The organism is Maribacter flavus, assembly GCF_008386635.1.
Classification (GTDB): Bacteria; Bacteroidota; Bacteroidia; order Flavobacteriales; family Flavobacteriaceae; genus Maribacter; species Maribacter flavus.
This window is the reverse complement of sequence record NZ_VUOE01000002.1, coordinates 398,218-420,855: the sequence shown is the minus strand read 5'-3', so window position 1 is coordinate 420,855 and position 22,638 is coordinate 398,218. Positions and strand designations below refer to the sequence as shown.

Here is a 22,638-nt window from a genome sequence, read left to right as displayed (position 1 = left end):
ATCATGATTAAAATTTTTAGAAAAATTCGGCAGAATCTCATCATGGAAAACAGAACCTCCAAATATTTTAGATATGCCATTGGCGAGATTGTACTTGTAGTCATCGGTATTTTAATCGCGTTACAAATAAATAACTGGAACGAAGAACGACTTGAGAATAACCGGGAAAAAATCACCATGCAAAATCTAAACACTGAATTCCAAGAAAATTTAAGGGACTTGGATTCCATAAATACCATTTTGCAACGCACCATTTTGGCTACGGAAACCATTTTTGGAAAGTTTAAAGAAGAAAACCTACAAGAAACAGAACCAATAGACAGCCTTTTGCACCATGCCATAGAAAGTCCTTCCTGGAAGCCCAGTGAATTTGTTTTGAACGACCTGCAGAACTCTGGCGGACTCTCAAAATTGAACAATACGGAGCTTAAAATTCTATTGTTCAATTGGTCCCGATTTTTTAAGGAATTACAGGAAACGATGGATCAAACCGAAAAAACGAATATCAATTTGATCGAATATATTCGGGAACATGGTTCGCTTAGAAACATCGATACACAATCCGATGCATTTCCATACGAACCTTCACAGCTTCAAATGGACAATGCACTTTTGCTACAAAAAATTCAATTTGAAAACTATATCGATGACAAACTTTATGTCCTTAAAGAGTCTGAAATTGCCTATACGCAAGCCAAAATATTAATACAGAAAATCTTGAAGGAAACAACCATAGAGTAAAAAGCCCCTGAAATAGAAAAAAACCAATCAAGCCCATGAAAAACTTTCCAAATGCCTTTGTCATTATCATTGGTGGAATCCTTCTGGCTTGGGCTCTTACCTACATCATTCCCCAGGGTAGCTATGAACGCATAGAAGATTTGGAGACCGATACTACAACGGTAGTTGCCAACTCCTACGAACAAATACAGGGCGAACGACTATCGGCCTTTGACATGATGCTGACCATTCCACGGGGCATTGCCGAAACGGCAGATGTCGTTATTCTCATTTTACTGCTGGGCGGATGCTTTTACGTAATTGAAAGGACGGGCGCACTCTCGCAAGGACTAAATAAATTGGTGCAACTGCTCAAGGGCAAGGAGATACTTTCCTTGGTAATTGTGTCCTTATTGTTTACGGCCGCCGGAGTAACTATTGGGATGCAGGAGGAAGTCATTGCCATGACCCCCGTTTTGCTCATTTTTGGTAAAAGTATGGGCTTCAATAGCTTTACCACAGTTTCTATGAGTTATGGCTCAACGGTCATTGGCAGTACCTTTAGCCCTTTCAACCCATTTGGGGTCATCGTCGCGCAACAGGAAGCCGACCTTCCGTTACTATCCGGTAGTGGTTTTCGACTGTTAGTCTTAAGCATCGCCTTTTTGATTTGGATCATGTACTTAATACGCTATTCAAAAAAACATAGGAGCGAGAAGGAGGAAACAATAGTTTTAGATGGGCAAATAGGTATACATTCAAAAATTATCCTATCCTTGCTTTGCCTCGTTTTTGTAATCGTTACTTATGGATTATTGCAATGGAACTGGGGATACATGGAAATTTCCGCCGCCTTCTTTGCTTTAGGTATTATTTCTGGACTTTTAGGAAAACTGGGGGCGAACGGTACGGGCGAAGCATTTATCTCCGGATTCAAGGAAATGATTTTTGCCGCCATGATAATAGGTTTGGCCAATAGTATCTCTATGGTGCTGAAAGAGGGACTGATTATCGATACCATTGTATACGGACTTTTTGGTCCTTTAAAATATGTATCCGCTTCCGTTTCTGGGGTACTCATGATGGTTTCACAAGCTATACTGCACCTTCCCATTCCCAGTTATACGAGTCAGGCTATACTTACCATGCCCATTTTGGTACCCCTGTCCGATTTGATCGGCCTGTCCAGACAGACCTGTGTTCTGGCCTATCAATATGGGGCCATTATTAGCGATATGTTCGTTCCTACCAACGGCGCGCTGATGGCCATTTTGGCTATTAGTGGAATTCCCTATAACAAGTGGTTGGGATTTGCCTGGAAACCGACGGTCATCATGCTGCTGGTAGGGGCCATCAGTATTTTAATTTCCGTTTATACCGGATATAACTAAAGGCTGTGCCTATCCTTTAAGCTCCAAGGGATTTATAGGCCCTCAACACATTCTCGATCTTGGCTTCAGTGTCCGGGTCGATCCATTGCCGTTCCGGTTTTTCTTGTAGCCATTTTAAGGTACGTTTGATGCCTTCGGAATAGGGAATGGTCGCCTTGAAGCCGGGCACGAAGGTCTTTATTTTGGTATTGTCAAAAATCACGCTTTCGGATTTATCGGCCAACAAACTTCCGGTAAAGGAAGGCTCAATTTTACAGATAAAATCCGATGCAATATGAACGATGTTCGCCTCTTTGCCCAGGGCTTCGGCCGTAATTTTATAGATCATATTCCAGCTCAACACCTCATCGGATGTTATATGAAAGGCGTGTCCAATGGCCGTAGTCAATCCCAAAAGTCCTACAAAACCCTTGGCAAAATCATCGGCATGGGTCACCGTCCATAAGGAAGTACCATCGCCATGTACAATGATTTCCTTTCCTTTTAGAATACGGTCAATGGTGTTGTACTTATCGAACCCACCCATGGCCAACGGCGTCATGGTGTTGTAGGTATGCGAGGGCCGTATGATGGTCATGGGAAATCCCTGCTCTTGGTAGGCCTTGGTCAACAGTTCCTCACATCTAATTTTGTTATTGGAATAGTCCCACAGGTTATTGCGAAGCGGAGTGGATTCCGTGATAATGGGATAAGTCAATGGAGTCTGGTAACAGGACGCCGAACTTATAAAAATATACTGTTTCGTTTTTCCTGAGAACAGGTCCAGATCACGCGCAATATCGCCCGGGGTAAAAGCGATCCAATTGACCACCACGTCCCATTCGTGCTTTTTTAATTCGGTAAGTTCCTCGGGTTTGTTTATATCCCCGATGATGGAATGGGCGCCCTCAATGTCCAATTCAGACTTGCCCCTGTTCAGCAGGTACAGGTCCATTCCCCTGGCTACTGCCAACCGACTAGACGGAGTACTAATATTTCCCGTACCTCCAATAAACAATACTTTCATTTTAATAATTTTCTGTTTAAATACTGATTACAAATCAGTTATATAATAAAATTAAACTTTTTGTTCAACTTAAAATCAATTTCCCAAAAAATCGTCAGTTCTCGTTTTCCTGTCAGGCTGCGCATAGTCGAAGCCCAGAAATTTTCAAGAACAAATTCAACCCGCTATTATTGATTCTCGATGCATTTTGACAGGACTGCATCTGGTCAAAACACTCGAGTTGACAAATTCCTTAAAGGCTGCTTTTATCTGATTAAAAATTATGAACTCGAAATATCCCGATAGAACGTTAGCCCGTTTCTAAACGGGTCATAAAAGGCAAATTCCTTGGTACCCCAGGCAGTTTCACGCAACAAGGTGTGTGAATTGAATACATCCTTGTCGGCAAATTCGTCGTACAATCCTTCAATATTTTGGGTGACGATGCGTAGCATGGGTCGGTCAATTTCCAAGTTCCATTCCTTTTTATCGTGCCATTGCAAGTGTATCTCTATTTCATCGCGAATGACCCCGGCATACTTCGGGTTCTTGGAATCGTCCGCAAAGGCGATGCGAAAGCCCAATCGGTTTACATAAAAGTCTAGCGCATCCAAGACGTCCCACACGGGCAGGACAGGATGGATTTGGTGTAGGTGAATTTTTGGGTTCATATTTTGAAGGTATGAAATAAATAGGAGATGGGGTTGGTTGTTGGCAATTAGCAGTTAGCAGTTAGCAGTTAGCAGTTAGCAGTTAGCAGTTAGCAGTTAGCAGTTAGCAGTTAGCAGTTAGCAGTTAGCAGTTAGCAGTTAGCAGTTAGCAGTTAGCAGTTAGCAGTTAGCAAAAAAACACTTTTCATTTTTCACTTTTAGTTTTTCAGTTAAAACTTATAACCAGTCCCTTAAAACTTTTCACTATGAAATCCTTACATTGAGGCTTCAAACTAAATGAGAACGACACTATGAAAAATTGCATCGGCGTAATCGCCCTTCTCCTCTGTGTAACGACCGTATCGGCGCAGACCAAAACCAACCTCGAACTCACGGATATCTTTGAATACGAATTTGTATCAGATCCCCAGATATCGCCCGATGGCTCTAAAATCATCTACGTGCGCAACTTTAAGGATATCATGACGGACAAAAACCTGTCCAACCTCTGGATCGTGAATTTTGATGGGAGCCAAAACCGACCCTTAACGACCGGAAACCAGAACGATTACTATCCCCGTTGGTCGCATGATGGTAAAAAGATCATCTTTAAGTCCAATAGGGCCGATGATAAAATGAAACTCTATCTCATGTGGCTGGATACCAAGGAAACGGCCCCTCTGACCAATACGCCAAAGGCGCCCGGAGCGGTAAGCTGGTCGCACGATGACCGCTATGTGGCGTTCAATATGTTCGTACCTGCAACGGACGTATCCCTCATTAAAATGCCCGCAAAACCGGAAGGTGCCAAATGGAACACCCCGCCTACCTATATCGATAAAATGAATTATCGGGGGGACGGTCAGGGCTATTTAAAAGCCGGCAACGACCAACTGTTCATCCTTTCCATCAACGGCGGTACCCCAAAGCAGTTGACCTCCTCCGAATTTGATCATGGTGCACCAGTATGGTCCAAGGATGGCAAAAGCCTGTATTTCTCCGCGAATTTCCACCCCGAGGAAGCCTTTGAACCGGCCAACTCCGAGGTCTATAAATTAGATCTTAGCGATAATAGCGTAACCGCGCTAACTAACCGCTTTGGTCCCGACGGTTCCCCAACCCTTTCTCCAGACGGTTCACTGATTGCCTACACGGGGAACGACGATACCTTTCAAGGCTATGAATTGACCCAATTGTACGTAATGAATACTGATGGTAGCAATTCCCGATTGCTTTCGGCCGATTTTGACCGGGACATTGGCAATGTGCAATGGGCAGCGGACGGAAAAGGGCTGTATTTTCAGTATGATTCCGAAGGAGATTCCAAAATTGGACACATCACGTTGGATGGCAAAGTCACCACCATCGCAGAAGGCCTTGGGGGACTTTCCTTGGGAAGACCTTATAATCAGGCCGACTTTACCGTGTCCAACAAAGGTACCTTTGCCTATACCTTGGGTAGCACGCAACACCCGTCCGATTTGGCCGTAGCCGATAAAAAAGGAACAAAACGGCTTACCTATTTGAACGATGATTTATTTTCCTTCCGCAATGTGGGCGAAGTGGAGGAAATCTGGTGGAACTCCTCCTTCGATGACCGAAAAATTCAAGGGTGGATCGTAACCCCACCCAACTTTGACCCGAACAAAAAATATCCCTTTATCCTAGAAATACATGGTGGACCCTTCCAAAGCTATGGTTCCGTCTATAGTGCCGAGATTCAGGCCTATTCCGCAGCAGGCTACGTGGTGTTGTATTCTAATCCGCGTGGGAGTACCAGTTACGGGGCGGAATTCGGGAACCTCATCCACCACGATTATCCCAACCATGATTATGAGGATTTAATGAGCGGTGTGGACGCTGTTATCGCCAAAGGCTATGTGGATACCAATAACCTGTTTGTGACCGGTGGTAGCGGTGGCGGCGTATTGACGGCGTGGATCGTGGGCAAAACGGACCGCTTTAAGGCCGCCGTGGTAGCCAAGCCCGTCATCAACTGGACGAGTTTTGTACTCTATGCGGACAGTCCTGCTTTCTTCTCAAAATACTGGTTCGGGAAGAAACCTTGGGAAGACCCGGAAAACTATTTTAGACGCTCACCGCTAAATTATGTCGGGAATGTGACCACCCCAACCATGTTGCTGACGGGAGAGGAAGACTATAGAACCCCCATTGCGGAATCGGAGCAATTCTATACGGCATTAAAGTTGGAAGGTGTTGAAACCGCCATGGTACGTATTCCCGGTTCCGGACATGGCATTGCGAACCGACCCAGCAATTTGGTCGCGAAAATAGCCTCGGTATTGGCATGGTTCAACAAATACAAAACAGATTAGTCTTGCGACAATGATGAGAAATATATTTTTTGTGGTTTTTACGGTATGTATGGCTGTAGTTGGACAGGCACAGGAATTCAAAGTGATGTCCTACAACATCAAGTATGACAACGTCAACGATACCGTAAACAACTGGAATTTTAGAAAGGAGGCTATGGTGCGGCTTTTGCAACACTATGGCCCCCAATTTGTAGGCATGCAGGAGGTTTTGCTTAACCAGTTGGACTATCTGGACGAGCACCTACCGGATTACAGTTATATTGGCGTAGGCCGGGACGATGGCAAACAAAAGGGCGAGTACTCCCCTATTTTGTACAATAGTCAACATTTTGAACTGATAAGCGCCAATACCTTTTGGCTCTCCCCCACCCCGGAAAAAGTTTCTAAAGGTTGGGATGCCGCCTTGGAGCGTATCTGTACTTACGGAAGGTTCAAGGACATACAAAGCGGGAAGGAACTCTATGTATTCAATACCCATTTTGACCATGTAGGCACCGAAGCCCGAAAGCAGAGCGTGAACCTCATCTTACAAAAGATCAAGGCGGTCAATACCCAAAACTTGCCCGTGGTGGTGACGGGGGATTTTAATTTGGAGCCGGACTCCGAACCCATACAATTAATGCAACGGGAGCTTACGGACGGGCAGCAAGCCACCCAAGCGCCTTTTTATGGCCCTACAGGTACCTTTAACGGCTTTGACCCGGATATGGTCTTGGACCGGCGTATTGACTATATTTTTGTGGAAAATTTAGAGGTGCAACGCTACCTCCATATTGATGACCGAATGGAAAACAACAAACATATCTCGGATCATTTACCGGTGTTGGCGGAGTTGGGGATGGAATGAATTTAGATATAAAATTGAGGATTTTAAAAACAAAGTTTTAGGTGCAACTATCGGTTAGAAATTAAAACCAACCCCTAAATTTATGTAACTATATTCAGGTTCAACAAAGTTAAACCCTCCTCCTGTATCCAAAGCAAAATTACCAAAAACGAAAGTTACCCCAGTTTCTACGCTGGCCTCATTCCAAAGAGGATTATAACCTGAGCCAAGATAACCACGTAATTTGTTAGTAATAGATTTAACGACGCCAGCATTTAGAAATGCATCGCCATCCACCGTTTCAAAATCATATGTTGCACTTACATAAAATCCCCAAGATTTACAATATGAATACTTAATGCCATATGGACTATATGGAATATGGGAATAATACATCAAAGTATTTTTGAATTCTGGATACCCTTTTCCTTTGCTTGAGGTTTTGCTCGATTTTCCATTATCATTTAATTGAGAGAATAGAAGTGTTGGTATGGACACAAATAGCAATAGAAAAAAAATCTTTTTCATGATTTCGTTTTTTTAATTTTTATCGCCTTAATTCTAATGTTTTTGAAAAAATTTGAGGTCTGTTTTACACCGAACTGTCTCGTAAAACCTTTAGTGACCGGTTAATATGAGTTAATTTTCGGTTTGGCAAAAACTTTAGATTTTCCGAGTGGATTCGGAAGTAGTCGAAAACGGCGTAATTGTGGTTATACATTGTTGTAAAACGTTTTTTAATTATCCTAAATATGTCCATAAAACAAAAAATACAATTGCAATAATTATATGAGTTAAAGGCAATAGAAATCCATATTTTCTTCTTCTAATAAATGGTAAAAGAGATAATATGTAGGAAATAGGGTATAACGAACTTGACCAAAGGAATCCGTTGACTACAAATAACTTAAATTCAGATGTTTTGCTTGGAAAACCTGCAGCACTCATTACGTTAGCTAATAAAATAAACGGGTAAATTATTAGTGGTAAACCAAGTAAAATATAAACTATAGTTTTTTTGTTTTTCATAAAATTCGGTTGTTCGGTTAATGCACTCCAAAACCCTCAAACATCAATAGACTTAAAGCTGTGTCTTTATATTTTGAACCTTCGTAGACTTGAGTTATCTCAAACTTTAGTTTGGTTTCTTTATTTAATGGAAATGTTAGATCACCAATATCGATAGTTTGAATTTCAAACGAATCTAAAAGATTTAGAATTGCATAGGGTTTGTCATTCAGAAATAGTTTCAGCTGTTTAATTCTTGAATTATTTTGCCAAGTTTCAAGGCTTTTTTTATATCCGTTAGCTATTAATAATTTATTAATTCCTAATGTTGTATTGTAACCTTCTTTGCCACTGAAATAAAAAGTGTATTCTATATATTCTCCAATTCCGTAGTCAGGTTTTCCTTCAATCCAAGCCGTATTTTTATTAAAATCGTGAGCGTTTTTAGCAGAGTAATTTATATCGTTAGATTTCTTTAATTCAGATGATGCTGTTATGGACTTTACAGAGCCACCGCATTACCAATTACAACCTTTTAAAAACAAGAGTTTTCCAATTGGTCTTTCATTTTCATCGTAGTCCTCATTCTCAAAAAATTGAGTGTCTTTATTTTGGGTAGCTTCAATGATTTTTACTTCCTGAGAGAAAGCCTCAAGACAAAACAATAAAAGAAATATTGTCAATTGTGTTTTCATAAATTATTTAAGTGCTTATTTATGACTATTTGGATAAGATATTAGGCAACGTTATTTGTTTCAGTTCCTATTTGGTGGCTCAGGTGGCGGATTTCGAATAGAGTCTTTTAAAAGTTCTGTAAGATTTACGACTTCAAGGCCGTCTATAAGTAAATTACCGTCTTTTGCATAGCGCAATAAAATGCTCAATTCTATATTTTCTTTTATATCTACCAATCGATAGATAATAAACAAAGGATTATTCTTTTCGGGTTTATCGCCAAAAGGGATAACCGTTATTTCTAATTTTTGAGGATATTTTTTTGCAATCTGATTTAATTCGTTTAGGTTTTTGGTAAGTCTTTCATTTATTTTTCCTTCGTACCATTTTGTCAAGTCATCAGATTCTGGATGGTTCTTAATAAATTCAATAAATGCAAATGAATTTGAATTAAAGTCATTAAACCCTAATAATCTTGTCTCATTTTGACAAAAACTTTTAGAAGTTGTTAAAAATAAAATGCTGGTTATTAAAATAAATTTATTCATAATTCTGTCAAAATGTTTTACAACAATTGTATAAACTTACCTAACTACGTTTATTTCTATTTTAGAGGGAAGTACTTTAAAAGTCTTATAAAAAAATGATTTGGGCAAGGAAAAGGGGAAATATGTGCCTTCGGCTCCCCTTCGACTTTAGTTTATCTTGAGTATAACTGAAAGGCTCAGGGAGGGCTACTCGGTCACCTATTTGTAATCATCTTTTTAAGCAAGGAAATTTGACCAAGATGGTAATAGCAATGCTCGATCAGGCCTTCAATGTTTCTGGCATACGTACCGTATTTTTCGTCTACAAAAACTGCATCCAGTTGGGTCTCAGGGAGATTGGAAACCGCTTCCACAAAGGCCTTTGAATTTGTAATGAACTCGGTTGTCATTCGTTCCCAATCGACTTGGGATTCTAATTTAGGAAGCTGAAAACTGAATTTGTCACGGATTTCAAGTGAACCTCCTTTCAAGACAGGCAGCATACCGCCTATATAATAATTCACATGATAGGTAAGCGCGGCAATCGAATTCAGTCCCCCTATTTTTTGAGTTGCCTGTTTCCAGGTCAGATTCTCCAATAGCTCCTTGTAATTGGTATTTGCAACCCATCGGCCGCTTAGAAGCACTTCTGCTAGCCTATCGGCCAATTCCTTATTCCTCGCCATGTTATGATTATTAGCTATTCCTATTGAGTGTGTTGCCTTCATTTCATAAAACAAACTTTCGGGCAGCACCTCTTCGCTAAAATTCGAATAAATTATTTACCTCGGCAAGGAAAAGGGCGAATAGATGGGTCAATCTCCGCTAGGTATTCGGCAATCTATATCTACAGTAAGGCTTTGAATATAATGCGTTAATCGCTATTAATTGGCGTACAGATTTCAATAAGAAATCCGTTATTGTCTCGTACATACCCTACCTTTTGCCCCCAAGGTTTTTCAATAATTGGTTCATATTCCGTTGCTCCTGATGCTAGCGCATTTTTAAAATCCTCCTCAATTGTTTCCGTAGTAAACACCAACTCCGCACCCATGGGCTTTTTGTCTTTCACTATCTTTTGAAATCCATTTTTAAAATTGGAATTACCAAGTTCCTCTGAAGCAAAGGCGATGGTGGTTTCGCCGGAAATCAATTCACCATAATCATGTTCAGGTGTTACAAATTTACGGGCAAAGCCAAAGGCGCTTTCATAGAATTCAAGGGTTTTGGAAACGTTCTTAACATAAAGTATCGTATAGGCGTATTTCATGTGTTTTTGTTTAACCAGTATGGGCCACATTAAAATTAGTGGTCTCCTACGGGAATCTTCTAAAATTCTACAAAAAAATGATTTGGTCAAGAAAAAGGGGGACTATGTGTCTTCAACTCCATTTCGACCTTTGTTTACCTAAGCTTTGTCGAAAGGCCCTAGATGAGCTGCTTAGTAACCTGATAAGTTAATGAATTTTAGTATGGGCTGATTGGGCATTCTGCTCATTTATCAATTAATATAACAACTGCAAAAATTTAATTAATATGGATTGTTATTCCTTTGAGTATTCCAACAGGTCCCCAGGTTGGCAATCCAAAGCCTCACAAACGGCTTCCAATGTGCTAAACCTAATGGCCTTGACTTTCCCTGTTTTAAGTTTGGATAGATTCGCCAAGGTAATATTGACCGTTTCGGACAATTCATTAAGCGACATTTTACGCTTTGCCATCATTACATCCAAGTTTACAATAATTGCCATAGTCTATACCGTTTCTTCCAGTTCTTCTTGATACTCCACTCCTTTGGAAAATATTGTTCCAATAATATAAATAACGGCCGCCATCAATATGAATGCCTGACTGTCTGCCCAAAACGGATCCAACTGATTCAATGTAAAACCATTGTGTCCCAAATCCATTGCCAACTTCCTCGCAATAAAACTTAATAATCCAACGGAGAGCGTATAGTAGCTTATCTTAAGAATTTGCTTGGAAACCCAGCTATTGAAGGGTTTGGGCAGGTCAATTTTAGTTACCAATAAAACAACCTGGTAGAATAGGACGGCCTTTAATATGGATACGGTAAGAACAAACCCGTACATTCCAAAAAAAGCCAACTTACTACTTTGATATAACTGACTCATATCCAGTTTCTGATAAAGGTTCTGGATAAATTCTGGACGGAGAAGACTAAAAATAAAATTGACGATTAGGCCACCTGCTTCCACCGAGAGCCCCACAAAAATTATCCAAGAAATGATTTTCAAACCTTTAAATATGAGATTTTTTGCTTTAACCCGTGTTTTCATGATTAATAGTATTAGATGGAATAAAAGTAACTAATTATTTATTGATAAACAATAAATATTTTTCACTTTATGATAAATACTAGTAATGATATTCTTTTAGGCTTGGCTTGGTTATTGGCATGAAAATGAGGAAATATGTGCCTTTGAGTCCCCTTCGACTTTAGTTTACCTTGAGCATTGGGTGAAAAGAAAATATACTTTCTTTGAACGCAACTTACGAAGTAAAACGAAAGGCTCAAATACTCTTTGGGGGCAGGCTGTTTAGGACGAACCGCACAGTAAAAAAAATAAAAGCTGCGGCTAATTGGTTTTTTGAAGTTTATGAAAGGACACGTAAGAGGCGATCAGTATTCCCAAAATTATTAGAGGGAAAAAGGATTGGAAATCCATACCGTCCACGGCAAAATGGCTGATACTGGCAAATATAAAGTCGAAAGCAAATCCAGCATAGGCCCATTCCTTGATTCGTGCAGGGACTTGGGGAATGATCAAGGTAAGTGCTCCCAATACCTTAAATACGACCAAAGCGTTCCCAAAATATTCCGGGTAGCCCAAATGTCGTATACCCTCCTTGGCGAGCTCGGTTTGGGAAGTCAGTGCGGGCATGACCCCTTCCATTAAAAAAATAATAATGGTGGTGGTCCAGAAGATGATTTTGTTGGTTTTTGTGGTTGCCATTTGGATGGTTTTAGGTTGATTCCAAATATAATTCAGATTTTGATTCGTTAGATCCGAATTTTAGAAACGATAATATGAAAATAACACCGCTAGTTGAAAAGGTATTTCCCCATTCCATTTTGGAAATGAGGATTTAGTATTCAGCAGCACTCGATATGAATATGGTAGAGGTAAATTGATATGGAGACGAAGAGATTAAAAATACCAAAGGCGGACAAATCACATAGTACATAAATCGATTCTATTCCAATTGTCTATTCTGCTCTTAGTCCCATATTAGGGGCCTATCAACATTCATGGCCCTTAAATAGGATAAAAATTGACCGGCATGGACAGCTTCGTGGTATCCAATCCGTAAGATATATTTTCCGAGGGCTTTTCTTTCCCCGTTTCCCGGATGCACTACCTGGAATTCGCTTAATTCGGTATCCGAAAATTGCCGTACACTTTTTAAAAATTGATTTCTATAAGGTTCGGCAAAAGTTAGCTCTTCCGCAAGGCTAGTGAAGGGGCGTTGCTTCCAAGGTGTTTCATAATGTGCCATGGAGCCATTGTTGATTATTATGTTCCACCCATAATCGGCTTCCAAAACATGTCTTACCATTTCTATTGCGGTCATCGCGCTTTCGTCAGGTTTCCAACGGTAATACTGTTCAGGAAGTGCTTTCCAAAGCTTTATGCTTCTTCTCCGGATTTCCGTAAGGTTTAAAATTATAAGTTCAGCCTGAGTCATTTTCTTGCCGTATCCCATGTTGTTAAACCAATTTTTGTTTTCACAACATTTCCTGCCAAAATATAGGGACAAAGTTCCAAAATCCCCAAAATTTTATTTTTTGCAAGTGATAATTTGAATGTGTTACAACGCTCTATGGAAAGGGTTTGTTATCCTAAAATAAGGACCATCATTTTCGTTACCAAAGTCGATTTTCACAAGGCCTGTTAAAAAGTATATTGGAGCGGCACAACTATTTTTTTCGGTGATGATGTTTCAGTAAACCTCTAGTTTATTGGGAGTTTAAGGACCAATAAAGTTTTAATTTGGTAGCACATAAGTCAGGCTTTAACACCGTCCAAAACCTTTTTCTTCCTTTTGTAGGTTCGCCCATACCACAACAAAGCACCGGTTACAGGTAAACTAGCGGTCAATAGGCTTATTAAAAAGGCAATAATTTTTCCAACAATCCCACCAATCGCGCCAATATGGATATCATAATTCATGCGTAAGATTTTTTCGGCAACCCCTGCATTTTCATATTTTCCATAGATACTAGGGGTTTCTATCTCCTCCAAGGTGTTCTGGTCAAAAAATCTATAATCCGCATCGTAATAAAGACCTTTACTATGGGATACCTCCACATAAATACTTTCCTCCGATGTATGAGGATAATGAAGCTCAAAACTTTCCGCATCGGGATTTTCGATAGAAAGTTTCGTTATCAAATAATCCATTGGTAAAACATCTTCCTTTTCGTCCGCTTTACGGATGTTTTCCGGTATCATGAAAACAGGTTCCTTTTCGCCACCTACGGACTTATATACTGCATATTTAAGCCAGTTATAAGACATCAATGAGCCCGTAAAGGCCAGTACCAATGAAAATGCACAAATATAAAAGCCAATAACCGTATGTAGATCAAAGTTTTTACGTTTCCATCTTGTAGTACTTTTCCAATCAAATTTTAAGCGCTGCCTTAAGTTTTTACGTTTTTTGGGCAACCATAATATGAAACCTGAAATAATTATGAAAATGAAAATCAAAATTGAAACGCCAACTATCTGCTCGCCAATATTTTTTGGTAACCAAAGTCGCATGTGCCCTTTTAAAACAAATGCAAAAAAACCCGATAGATGGTCATCCACCTGGATAACCTCGCCAGAGTATGGGTTTAAAAAAACGCTTTGATAAAATTCAGGTTCGGCATCGTAAAATATTACTTCAATGGCATCGTCCTTTTTTTTGAACAAAGTTCCATGAACCGTGTTATCGGGAAAAATTTGCTTCGCGAGATCCTTTGCCTTGGTTGGTGTTAGTATGGGACGGTTTTCCGGAACAACCTTTTTGTAATCGTCATATAGACTCTCAATTTCTTCTTTAAAGGCCCAACCACATCCCGTGATGGCAACGATGAACACCACTAGTCCGGTCGAAAGCCCCAATATCTTGTGAAGTTGAAATATGATTTTTTTAAATGTCATCCTTAGTAAACTTAAAAAGGACAAAAGCGTTTTATCGCCTTTGCCCTTTCTTAAAATTATGTTTAGAATCTGTACGAAAAATTTGCCAACAATGCCCTTGGTTGTTGTGGGTTTATGGTTGTCCAACCTTTATAATATTCCTTATTGAACGCGTTGTTCAGTTTTAGCCCAATTCTATAATTTACGGATTGGTAATAAAGGGATGCATTGGCAATGGTATAACTTGGCAAAATAAATTCTCCGGTAGATTCATAATTTATGGCAAAGCGTTCGCTTGCCCCATTGAACCCCAATCCCATTCCAAAACCGTTCAAAGCTCCCTCTTGAAACTCATAGTTTGCCCAAAAGTTATATAACGTTTCGGGACCTGCCTCAAGAGGTCTTCTGTTCAAAATTTGAGCATTGTCAGATTTGGTAGTTTCACTGTCATTATTGCTAAATCCGGCCCTAATATCCAAACCATTTACAGGGCTGGCGTTTATTTCTATTTCAAATCCACTACTTACTACTTCACCACCCTGAATTCTATTGAAAGGCGAAGAAGGGTCTGTGATGACGCGATCAATAACCTTGATATCATAGTAACTAACGGTAGCATTCAGTCGGTTATCGAAAAGATTGGTTTTGAAACCGAATTCAATCTGGTTTGCCTGTTCGGGGTCAAAGGTTTTCAAAGTTTGAGGTCCTTCATTGGGATCTCCTACCAACTGGGGAGCTACGTTGGTAAAGCCATTTTGGTAGTTTCCAAAAATGGATAACCTGTCCTTGATGGGCTGGTACAATAAGCCGAATTTTGGTGAAAGTGTGGTCTGGTCAAAATCATCGCCCTGGTTCTGTAAATTACCTTCATTGTCAAAATGATCCACCCTTAGACCGATCATCGCCGAAAGGTTATCCGTAAAATTGATTACATCCGAAGCATACAAACTGTAAATATGATATTTGGATTTCACATTGCTGACCCCCTGCGAAGCGAGCGCGGCATCAACTCCTGAAGTGGAAAGAGGAAAAAGGTCATCTTCTACCTCCTGTGTAAATGGGTCGTCCCCGTTTGAACCTCCATTAGGGGTAATATTGCCATAGAATGCGTAACCTGTACTATTGTTGGTCTGTGTTTCGTTGAAATAATCAATACCTATCACCATTCGATTCCTTAAGGAAGCCAGTTTAAAGTCTCCAATGAAGTTTTGCTGAATATCGGTTGTTTGTGTATTTGCGTTTTGTTTATTGATAAATCGGGTATAGGTATTTCCCTCCAAGATACCATAATCAAAGAGATACGAGTAATAACCTTTTGTAGAAGTAGAACTTTTGGAAAGGAGCGTTTGCGATTGCCAGGAATCGGAAAGCTTATAATCCATTTCAATACGGTAGTTCTGCGTTGGGTTCTGTAAGGATAGATCATTGCTGGTAAATGATAACTTGTTATTATATCCCAGTTCCTCTAGATTGGATGCCACTGTAGGTGCGCTTCTGTTTAAAAATAAGAAGGTGGGATTTGTCTGCTCTGCCTGGGTAATTTCACCATAAAAAGAAAATGAGAGTCTATTGTTTACTTTGTATGATAAGGACGGAGCAATAAAAAAGGACTTTCTAAAACCTGCATCCTGAAAACTCTCCTCGGTCGTGTAAGCGGTATTCAACCTAAAATATAAATTGTCCGCCTTACTCAGGGGGGTATTGAAATCTCCTACAATTTGATTTAGGCCATAGGTACCGGAAGTAAACGACAGCTCCCCTCCTGTACCCACATAGGGTTTTTTGGTAACTACATTGATAAGTCCTCCATAAGAACTAACTGCATTGCCAAACAACGTTGCGGAAGGGCCCTTTAATACTTCAATCCGTTCTATGTTTGCAGGATTGATGGTACCATTTGTCAGTCCGGGCAGTCCATTCACCAATTGCGGTTGAATGGAAAAACCGCGAAGCGAATAATATCCTGCACCGTCCCCGCCCCTACCGGTAGAAGTCCAAAGTTGCTCAACGCCCGTTGCATTTTTTAATGCATCATCAAAATTTGTAACTATTTGCGATTTTAAAATTTCGTTGGTAACGGTACTATATACTTGAGTATTTTCAATGTCCTTTAAAGGAAGCTTTGCGACATAAGCCGTTTTCTTTCTAGAAAACTTATTGGTACGCCCCTGTACGGTAACTTCACTTAGTATTTCATTGCCTTCGTACAAGATAATATCAAGATCGACAGTTTTATTATTTGATATTGAAATGGGAATTTCGCGAGTTCTATAACCCAAGTAGGAAACGGAAAGTATATAGTCGCCATTGGCAATATTGGAGATTTCAAAAGCACCGGCTTCATTAGTCTGTGCACCTTTTGGAGTATTTACCAGCGACACGTTTACACCCCAAAGTGGTAATTGGTCATTGTCTTTTACCGTTCCTGAAATTGCTCCATTTTGGGCAAGGGTTACCCTTGAAATGAACAATAAGGTCAGGATACAAAAAAGTTTTTTCATTTGGTTTTATTTAGACTTAATATAAATTATAAGAACAAGACAAAAATATAAGTGCGTTCTGACATGCGCAACTTATTTATATTAAATCTAAATAAATATTCTTAATGGTCTGATTATGTGATGCTGGTGATAAGCAAATTTTATAGCGTGAAGCACAATTTCAGGAATATATAGTATGTTTCCTAATCCATATTGTAGGATTAAATAATTCCAATGGCCTGTTGGCTTGACCATATTCTAACCCGATTATGGCAATTCCCTAAAAGCAAACAATTTATTCCTTGTTATTTTTGTCCAATCCCTTTTTAGCAACGAATACACCGCTAATCAATATAACCCCAAATACAATTCCCGAATAGGAATTAAATTTGTTGACCTCCGAAAAATGGAGATAAACACCCAATGCGATGCTTAAAATTCCAATTGCAAAAAGTAGATTTTGAGCAGGTTTTTTCATAAAGAATCTTTAATGGGTTAAAAACAAGTATGCCCTTTTGGGATAGGTGGATTGAATTGCTTGATTACAATGTTAGTTTATCTATAATTAAATCTCAAAATACCCCATAATTTTTTGATTCTGGCCAAAACTTGAAACTTTCTTTCAAATCTAATTTTTGGCATGATAGAAGGAAGATTTGCCTTAGGTCATTCTTGCACTAGGGAAGCATCGGTAAGTATAAGAGCATATGCTCCCTCCAATTCTGAGAGTGCATTAAAACGCCATACATCATCCACTATGGGCTGTTGTTCATAGGTTTTAATTAAGTCGCCATTTTCTGCCTTTCGGTAGAGAATTACCTTATCAAAAGCAATACCGCTGGACGGTTTCACAAATACGACCCAATCCACTACAGAACCTATAAATTGTTTTGTACCCTCTTTAATAACTACTTCACCGGCAGTTTCTGATATCCATATCAATTCAGTACTTGAATCGTTTTGAATATAAAACTCAGTACGTAAAACAGGTTCATCGTCAGACTCACATTGGGTGGACATTAAAAGGGGTGCCAAGAACAACACGTATATTTTCTTCATGGGACAACAAGTTTAACCTTATACAACTTAGTTCTTAAAACACTATCTAAAAACGTAAAAAAATTGTTATAAATACAAAAATTTAGAAATACGAAAGCTAAGATCCGGCGGCACTGCGAATGTTCAATTCCTCCTTTGTAGTCCAAAGTCATAAGGTGCATCCACCAATCGCTTGATAGTTGCCATTTGCCCGCAATGCCACATGGTATGTTTTATGTTCCAATCGATGACCTCAAACTTGGTTTTGGCCACGGGGTGTGGTACTTTGGTCGGTTCCACGGGTTGCCACAGGTCGGATTCTGACAACGAGTTGATGACCTCCAAGGATGTGTTTTGCATCCGTTGTAAATCGGACCAAAGGGCAGCTGGGGTCCAGGTTCCCTTCATTTCTTTTGCAAACGTATCGTAGCCACATAATTTGGTATACGATCGTAGGTCCAATTTTTCCAAAAGTTCCGGTAAATGCCCCACCGTGGTCATGATGGAATGGTAGTAGATACTCACGACCAGATGACCTATCTGCCAGCTAAGATTTGAGCCTAAAGCTTCGGGGATGATTTCCCATTTCTCGGCAGGAACGGAATCCATTAATTTATGGGTCCAATCATAGGCCGTTTCCGTTTGTTTATTGAGGATTTCAAGTTCGGACATTTGAATTGATTTACCAATCAAAGATATTTAAACTATTGTTTATGAATTAATTATAATTTTAATAAAAAAGAGCCTCTTAAAAAGGCCCTTTTTGCTTCTTAGGTATCCCACTTATCCTTTAAGGAAAGAAATCAAAATTTCGTTCAGCTCCTTCGCATGGGTGATGTTCAATCCATGGGGCGCACCTTTGATAATTTCATACGTATTATCAGCTATACCCTTGGCAGCCTGCTCCGCCGAAGTTTCAATAGGTACTGTACTATCGGCATCACCGTGTACGATCAATGTAGGTACGTCCACATTCTTGAGTTCCGATCTAAAATCGGTGTGCATCCATGCCAAGGCAGCCTGTATGGTACCTCTAGGCGAGGCATGCGAGGCCACGATAAAGTCATATTCCAATTGTCCCTCGCTGACCTTGTTCTTATTATCGTCATAATTGTAAAATCCTTTGTGAAAGGTCTTCAAGAATCCAACTCGATCTTTCTGCAAAGCATCCTTGATATTGTCCAAGACATTTTCGGGCACCCCGGCCGGATTATCGTCCTTCTTTTTTACCAATGGAATGATGGAACTAATCAGGGCGGCCTTGGCAATCTTATCGCTTCCATAATCCGTCAAATAACGCACCACTTCGCCCCCGCCCATGGAGAAACCTACAATAATGGCATCCGTCAGTTCCAGTTTCTCAATAATTGTATGCAGGTCACTGGCCAGGGCGGAATAGTCGTAATCGCCCCAAGGTGCGGAGGAAATTCCAAAACCCCTGCGGTCATAGGATATACAACGGTATCCTTCTTCAACGATTTTCCAAACCTGTTGCTCCCACGACTTTCGGCTCAAAGGCCAACCGTGAATTAAAATAACCGGTTGTCCTTCCCCGTAGTCCTCATAAAATATGTCAACAATTTCCTTTCCTTTTTTGTTCGTTATAAATGGCATCTTAGTTCTATTTTAAGTTTGGAGTAAAGTACCCTTTAAAAATAAATTTGCTTAACGCGTTCACTTAGATTGTTACCTGAATCAATGTTTTGCTACTTTTATGGTATGTATACGCCCAAACACTATAAAAACGAGGACCTTGCTAGCGTAAAGGAATTTATAAAAGCGAACAGCTTTGGAATTTTGGTAAATCAGGTCGATGGAAAACCTTGGGCCACCCATATACCCATGGAATTGGATACCGATGCCGATGGAAACGAGGCACTGGTGACCCATATAGCTAAGGCCAACCCTCAGTGGCGACATTTTACGGAGACTGATGAAGTGCTTTGCATCTTTAACGGTCCCCATTCCTACGTGTCCTCCTCTTGGTATGCCGATGAAGAAGTACCAACTTGGAACTATATCGCCGTGCATGTATACGGTCGAATCCGTATTTTATCGGAAGATGAAGTGTTGGCCTCCATGCATCGATTGGTGGACAAATATGAAAAGGATTCCAAGCATCCCATTTCGTTGCACGAGATGTCCCCAAAGACCCTGGCACAGATACGCGGTGTAGTCGGATTTAAAATTTTGATTACTGACATCCAGGCAACCTATAAATTGTCACAAGGTAGGGAACACGACCATTCCAAGATCATATCGGAGTTGAAGGATCGTGATGCGGGTGCCAGGGCAATTGCGGTTGAAATGGAAAAAAAGACGTAACAATGCAAAAGCGCGGTATACATTTGGTTTCGCTCTACCTATTCCTATGGGTAGCAACGTTTGTATATTTCCTGGTCCGGTTTTCCCGAAGAAATGAAAGCCTTTCTGAATATATCTCCTTTTTCTTTGAACTGGCCTCCCGCAAGTTCATCCTCATAGGTTTCCACATCCTTTTTCTACTTTGTTGCTTGCTTTATTTAGTACTTGTCCATTTTGTAAATGTGGGCAGAAAAAAAGGTAGTCGTACCGCGTGGCGTCAATTTTCATTCCGATTTTTACTGCCCATCGTTTTTCTGGTCGTTGGTTTTAAAACAGTGGTCTTCATCAATGCCAATGAGGGACATGATTTTCAATGGGACCATAGCGCCATGAACACATCGGTGAAGGCAAATCATTATTATGAAATTGACAAAAAGCACAGGGGCGCGAGTGTCTTTGGTTGGTCGGACAACAATACGGAAGCCATAGCGAATCTGATAAAAGCAAACGTGGAGTGGGTGGCCATCGTTCCCTTTTTACATCAGGAAAACGAAAGGACCTCCCAGATGGACGTTCCGGTATCCATGGAAACCTACAGCCGAAGGGATTCCAGCATCGTGAGGGCCATCAACGACCTGCACAATAAAAGACTCCACGTGCACTTAAAACCCCATTTATGGATGAACGAAGGTTGGCGGGCCAACATCCAATTAAAGGATGACCATGCTTGGGACCAATGGTTTGAAAGTTACCGAAAAAACATGCTCAAGTATGCCAAAATAGCCCAAGAAACGAACACGGAACTATTTTGTGTGGGAACGGAACTAAAAACTTCCATCAAGAAACAACCCGAAAAATGGAGATCAATCATTTCGGAAATCCGTACCCTGTATGATGGCAAACTCACCTACGCCGCCAACTGGCACGACGAATATGAGCACATCGATTTTTGGGACCAACTGGACTATATTGGCATACAGGCCTATTTCCCACTTACCAAAGAGGAGCATCCCACTTTGGAGAGCATCGAAAAAGGCTGGGACAAACATTTGGCCGCTTTGGAGGCCGTTCATAAAAAATATGGAAAACCCGTCCTTTTTACGGAAGTGGGCTATAAAAGTACCCCCGATGCTACCATAAAACCATGGGAATGGGGTTCCTATTTTAATAAGTATACCATGAAGAAATCAGACCAGACCCAACAACTGGCCTATGAGGCCATGTTCAAAAAGAATTGGGACAAGCCTTGGTTTGCGGGCATTTATGTCTGGGAATGGCAAAATAGGACCACTGCGGAAAGTGCAAAAACCGACCTTGATTTCTCCCCTCGTTTTAAACCTGCCGAAAATGTGATTGCCAAGTGGTTTGGTAAAAAACCTTAATCACACATTAAGACAATGGAGGTAGTAATAAATAAAAAAGACGGTTAAGGACCGTCTTTTTTATTTCTGAATGCTTCGTTCCTGAATCAGCTTTCCTTAAGCGATTTCATGTCGATAACGAATCGATATTTCACATCCGATTTTTGCAAACGGTCGTACGCTTCATTGATATCCTGGATATTAATCATTTCAATATCGCTCACCACGTTATGATCGCCACAGAAGTCGAGCATTTCCTGTGTTTCCTTTATACCGCCAATCAATGAACCTGCAATACTTTTTCTTCCCATGATCAATCCGCCGCCATGCAAAGGATCCAAAGGTTCCACAGCCCCAACGATGACCATACTGGCATCGCGCTTCAACAGGTTCAAATAAGGGTTCATGTCATGCCCAACGGGAATGGTGTTCAAAAGAAAGTCGAAGCTGCCTGCGTGTTTTTTCATTTCGTCTTCGTCTTTTGAAATGAGAACTTCATCCGCCCCCAATTTTTTGGCATCACTACTCTTGTCTGGAGAGGTGGTGATCATGACCGTATGGGCACCCATGGCATGGGCGAACTTGATACCCATATGGCCCAAACCTCCTAAACCGATCACGCCCACCTTATCACCCTTCTTTACCCCCCAATGGGCCAACGGGGAATAGGTAGTAATTCCCGCGCAAAGTAGCGGAGCGGCCGCTTTGGCATCCAAATTTTCAGGAATTCGCAATACAAAATCCTTATCGACCACAATGCTTTCCGAATACCCCCCAAAAGTATGTCCACCAAGGTGTTTATCCTTACTATTGTAGGTCATGGTGGCGCCATTCTCACAAAATTGTTCCAAATCATCCTTACATGAGCTACACGTTTTGCAGGAGTCTACCATACAGCCCACGCCCACCAAATCGCCTTTCTTAAAATTGGAAACGTTCTCTCCTACTTCCACGACTTTTCCAATGATTTCATGCCCGGGAACCACGGGATATTGGGAATTTTTCCAGTCGTTGCGTACCTGATGTAAATCGCTATGGCAAACCCCACAATATAGAATATCGATTTTGATATCATCAGGGGTGATATTCCGCCTATTTATTTCAAAAGGTTTTAAATCCGCCTCCTTTGAAGAAGCTGCGTATGCTTTTAGTGCCGTCATTGTTTGTGCTTTAATTTTTGTAAA

At 40.5% G+C, this 22,638-nt stretch carries 24 protein-coding genes and 1 pseudogene; 6 read left to right on the top strand and 19 right to left on the bottom strand.

Annotation, left to right across the window (positions count from 1 at the left end; all coding sequences use genetic code 11):
* Positions 1 to 3 precede the first annotated feature (3 nt).
* Both F0361_RS12130 and F0361_RS12125 read left to right on the top strand, forming a co-directional pair.
* Positions 4 to 741: a DUF6090 family protein gene (locus F0361_RS12130; protein ID WP_154918855.1), complete on the top strand. Its 738-nt coding sequence runs from the start codon at positions 4 to 6 to the stop codon at positions 739 to 741.
* Positions 742 to 776: 35 nt separating this feature from the next.
* Entirely contained in the window at positions 777 to 2,111 is a 1,335-nt protein-coding gene (locus F0361_RS12125) for a YfcC family protein (RefSeq protein WP_154918854.1), read from the top strand.
* A gap of 16 nt (positions 2,112 to 2,127) precedes the next feature.
* Here the strand turns inward: F0361_RS12125 and F0361_RS12120 are convergent, their stop codons facing one another.
* Positions 2,128 to 3,117 carry an SDR family oxidoreductase gene (locus tag F0361_RS12120; protein WP_154918853.1) on the bottom strand — a complete coding sequence of 330 codons (990 nt, stop codon included), beginning with the start codon at positions 3,115 to 3,117 and terminating at the stop codon, positions 2,128 to 2,130.
* 260 nt (positions 3,118 to 3,377) lie between these two features.
* The gene (locus F0361_RS12115) at positions 3,378 to 3,767 is read right to left on the bottom strand and encodes a glyoxalase superfamily protein (RefSeq protein ID WP_154918852.1); all 390 of its coding nucleotides are present in this window, start codon (positions 3,765 to 3,767) and stop codon (positions 3,378 to 3,380) included.
* 290 nt (positions 3,768 to 4,057) lie between these two features.
* Here F0361_RS12115 and F0361_RS12110 point away from each other — a divergent pair, with 290 nt between their 5' ends.
* Both F0361_RS12110 and F0361_RS12105 read left to right on the top strand, forming a co-directional pair.
* Positions 4,058 to 6,082 carry a S9 family peptidase gene (locus F0361_RS12110; protein WP_154918851.1) on the top strand — a complete coding sequence of 675 codons (2,025 nt, stop codon included), beginning with the start codon at positions 4,058 to 4,060 and terminating at the stop codon, positions 6,080 to 6,082.
* 10 nt (positions 6,083 to 6,092) lie between these two features.
* Positions 6,093 to 6,929 carry an endonuclease/exonuclease/phosphatase family protein gene (locus F0361_RS12105; protein ID WP_246160880.1) on the top strand — a complete coding sequence of 279 codons (837 nt, stop codon included), beginning with the start codon at positions 6,093 to 6,095 and terminating at the stop codon, positions 6,927 to 6,929.
* A gap of 54 nt (positions 6,930 to 6,983) precedes the next feature.
* On the opposite strand, the gene F0361_RS12100 is transcribed toward F0361_RS12105, so the two are convergent.
* The 16 genes and pseudogenes from F0361_RS12100 to F0361_RS12035 form a co-directional block, all read right to left on the bottom strand.
* Entirely contained in the window at positions 6,984 to 7,436 is a 453-nt protein-coding gene (locus F0361_RS12100) for a hypothetical protein (protein ID WP_154918850.1), read from the bottom strand.
* A 518-nt stretch (positions 7,437 to 7,954) separates the two neighbouring features.
* A pseudogene (locus tag F0361_RS18965) lies at positions 7,955 to 8,422 on the bottom strand (NADase-type glycan-binding domain-containing protein); the annotation flags it as partial.
* 12 nt (positions 8,423 to 8,434) lie between these two features.
* The gene (locus F0361_RS18725) at positions 8,435 to 8,611 is read right to left on the bottom strand and encodes a hypothetical protein (protein WP_161598236.1); all 177 of its coding nucleotides are present in this window, start codon (positions 8,609 to 8,611) and stop codon (positions 8,435 to 8,437) included.
* Positions 8,612 to 8,671: 60 nt separating this feature from the next.
* Positions 8,672 to 9,139, bottom strand: a complete 468-nt coding sequence (locus tag F0361_RS12095; protein ID WP_154918849.1) for a hypothetical protein — start codon at positions 9,137 to 9,139, stop codon at positions 8,672 to 8,674.
* Positions 9,140 to 9,333: 194 nt separating this feature from the next.
* Positions 9,334 to 9,804, bottom strand: coding sequence for a DinB family protein (locus F0361_RS12090; protein ID WP_154918848.1), 471 nt, complete (start codon positions 9,802 to 9,804; stop codon positions 9,334 to 9,336).
* Positions 9,805 to 9,992: 188 nt separating this feature from the next.
* Complete coding sequence (locus F0361_RS12085; RefSeq protein WP_154918847.1) at positions 9,993 to 10,388, bottom strand: VOC family protein; 396 nt, start codon at positions 10,386 to 10,388, stop codon at positions 9,993 to 9,995.
* 274 nt (positions 10,389 to 10,662) lie between these two features.
* A complete protein-coding gene (locus F0361_RS12080; RefSeq protein ID WP_138258485.1) occupies positions 10,663 to 10,869 on the bottom strand; it encodes a helix-turn-helix domain-containing protein in 207 nt (68 codons plus the stop codon).
* A gap of 3 nt (positions 10,870 to 10,872) precedes the next feature.
* Positions 10,873 to 11,418 (bottom strand): DUF2975 domain-containing protein, encoded by a 546-nt coding sequence (locus F0361_RS12075; RefSeq protein WP_154918846.1) that lies wholly within the window; start codon positions 11,416 to 11,418, stop codon positions 10,873 to 10,875.
* A 300-nt stretch (positions 11,419 to 11,718) separates the two neighbouring features.
* Positions 11,719 to 12,096, bottom strand: coding sequence for a DoxX family protein (locus tag F0361_RS12070; RefSeq protein WP_154918845.1), 378 nt, complete (start codon positions 12,094 to 12,096; stop codon positions 11,719 to 11,721).
* A 265-nt stretch (positions 12,097 to 12,361) separates the two neighbouring features.
* Entirely contained in the window at positions 12,362 to 12,847 is a 486-nt protein-coding gene (locus tag F0361_RS12065; RefSeq protein WP_246160879.1) for a DinB family protein, read from the bottom strand.
* A gap of 302 nt (positions 12,848 to 13,149) precedes the next feature.
* Positions 13,150 to 14,292, bottom strand: a complete 1,143-nt coding sequence (locus tag F0361_RS12060) for a PepSY-associated TM helix domain-containing protein (RefSeq protein ID WP_154918844.1) — start codon at positions 14,290 to 14,292, stop codon at positions 13,150 to 13,152.
* A gap of 62 nt (positions 14,293 to 14,354) precedes the next feature.
* Positions 14,355 to 16,772, bottom strand: a complete 2,418-nt coding sequence (locus F0361_RS12055) for a TonB-dependent receptor (protein ID WP_154918843.1) — start codon at positions 16,770 to 16,772, stop codon at positions 14,355 to 14,357.
* A gap of 274 nt (positions 16,773 to 17,046) precedes the next feature.
* Positions 17,047 to 17,229 (bottom strand): hypothetical protein, encoded by a 183-nt coding sequence (locus F0361_RS12050; RefSeq protein ID WP_154918842.1) that lies wholly within the window; start codon positions 17,227 to 17,229, stop codon positions 17,047 to 17,049.
* A 188-nt stretch (positions 17,230 to 17,417) separates the two neighbouring features.
* Positions 17,418 to 17,810, bottom strand: coding sequence for a hypothetical protein (locus F0361_RS12045; RefSeq protein ID WP_154918841.1), 393 nt, complete (start codon positions 17,808 to 17,810; stop codon positions 17,418 to 17,420).
* A 123-nt stretch (positions 17,811 to 17,933) separates the two neighbouring features.
* Positions 17,934 to 18,461, bottom strand: coding sequence for a DinB family protein (locus F0361_RS12040; protein ID WP_154918840.1), 528 nt, complete (start codon positions 18,459 to 18,461; stop codon positions 17,934 to 17,936).
* 111 nt (positions 18,462 to 18,572) lie between these two features.
* A complete protein-coding gene (locus tag F0361_RS12035) occupies positions 18,573 to 19,403 on the bottom strand; it encodes an alpha/beta fold hydrolase (RefSeq protein WP_154918839.1) in 831 nt (276 codons plus the stop codon).
* Positions 19,404 to 19,508: 105 nt separating this feature from the next.
* Between F0361_RS12035 and F0361_RS12030 the strand changes: the two genes are divergently transcribed.
* The gene (locus F0361_RS12030; RefSeq protein ID WP_154920237.1) at positions 19,509 to 20,114 is read left to right on the top strand and encodes an FMN-binding negative transcriptional regulator; all 606 of its coding nucleotides are present in this window, start codon (positions 19,509 to 19,511) and stop codon (positions 20,112 to 20,114) included.
* Positions 20,115 to 20,116: 2 nt separating this feature from the next.
* On the top strand, positions 20,117 to 21,475 hold the full coding sequence (locus F0361_RS12025) for a glycoside hydrolase family 113 (protein ID WP_154918838.1): 1,359 nt from the start codon (positions 20,117 to 20,119) through the stop codon (positions 21,473 to 21,475).
* Between the two features lie 86 nt (positions 21,476 to 21,561).
* Here the strand turns inward: F0361_RS12025 and F0361_RS12020 are convergent, their stop codons facing one another.
* Complete coding sequence (locus F0361_RS12020; protein WP_154918837.1) at positions 21,562 to 22,614, bottom strand: NAD(P)-dependent alcohol dehydrogenase; 1,053 nt, start codon at positions 22,612 to 22,614, stop codon at positions 21,562 to 21,564.
* Between the last annotated feature and the right edge of the window lie 24 nt (positions 22,615 to 22,638).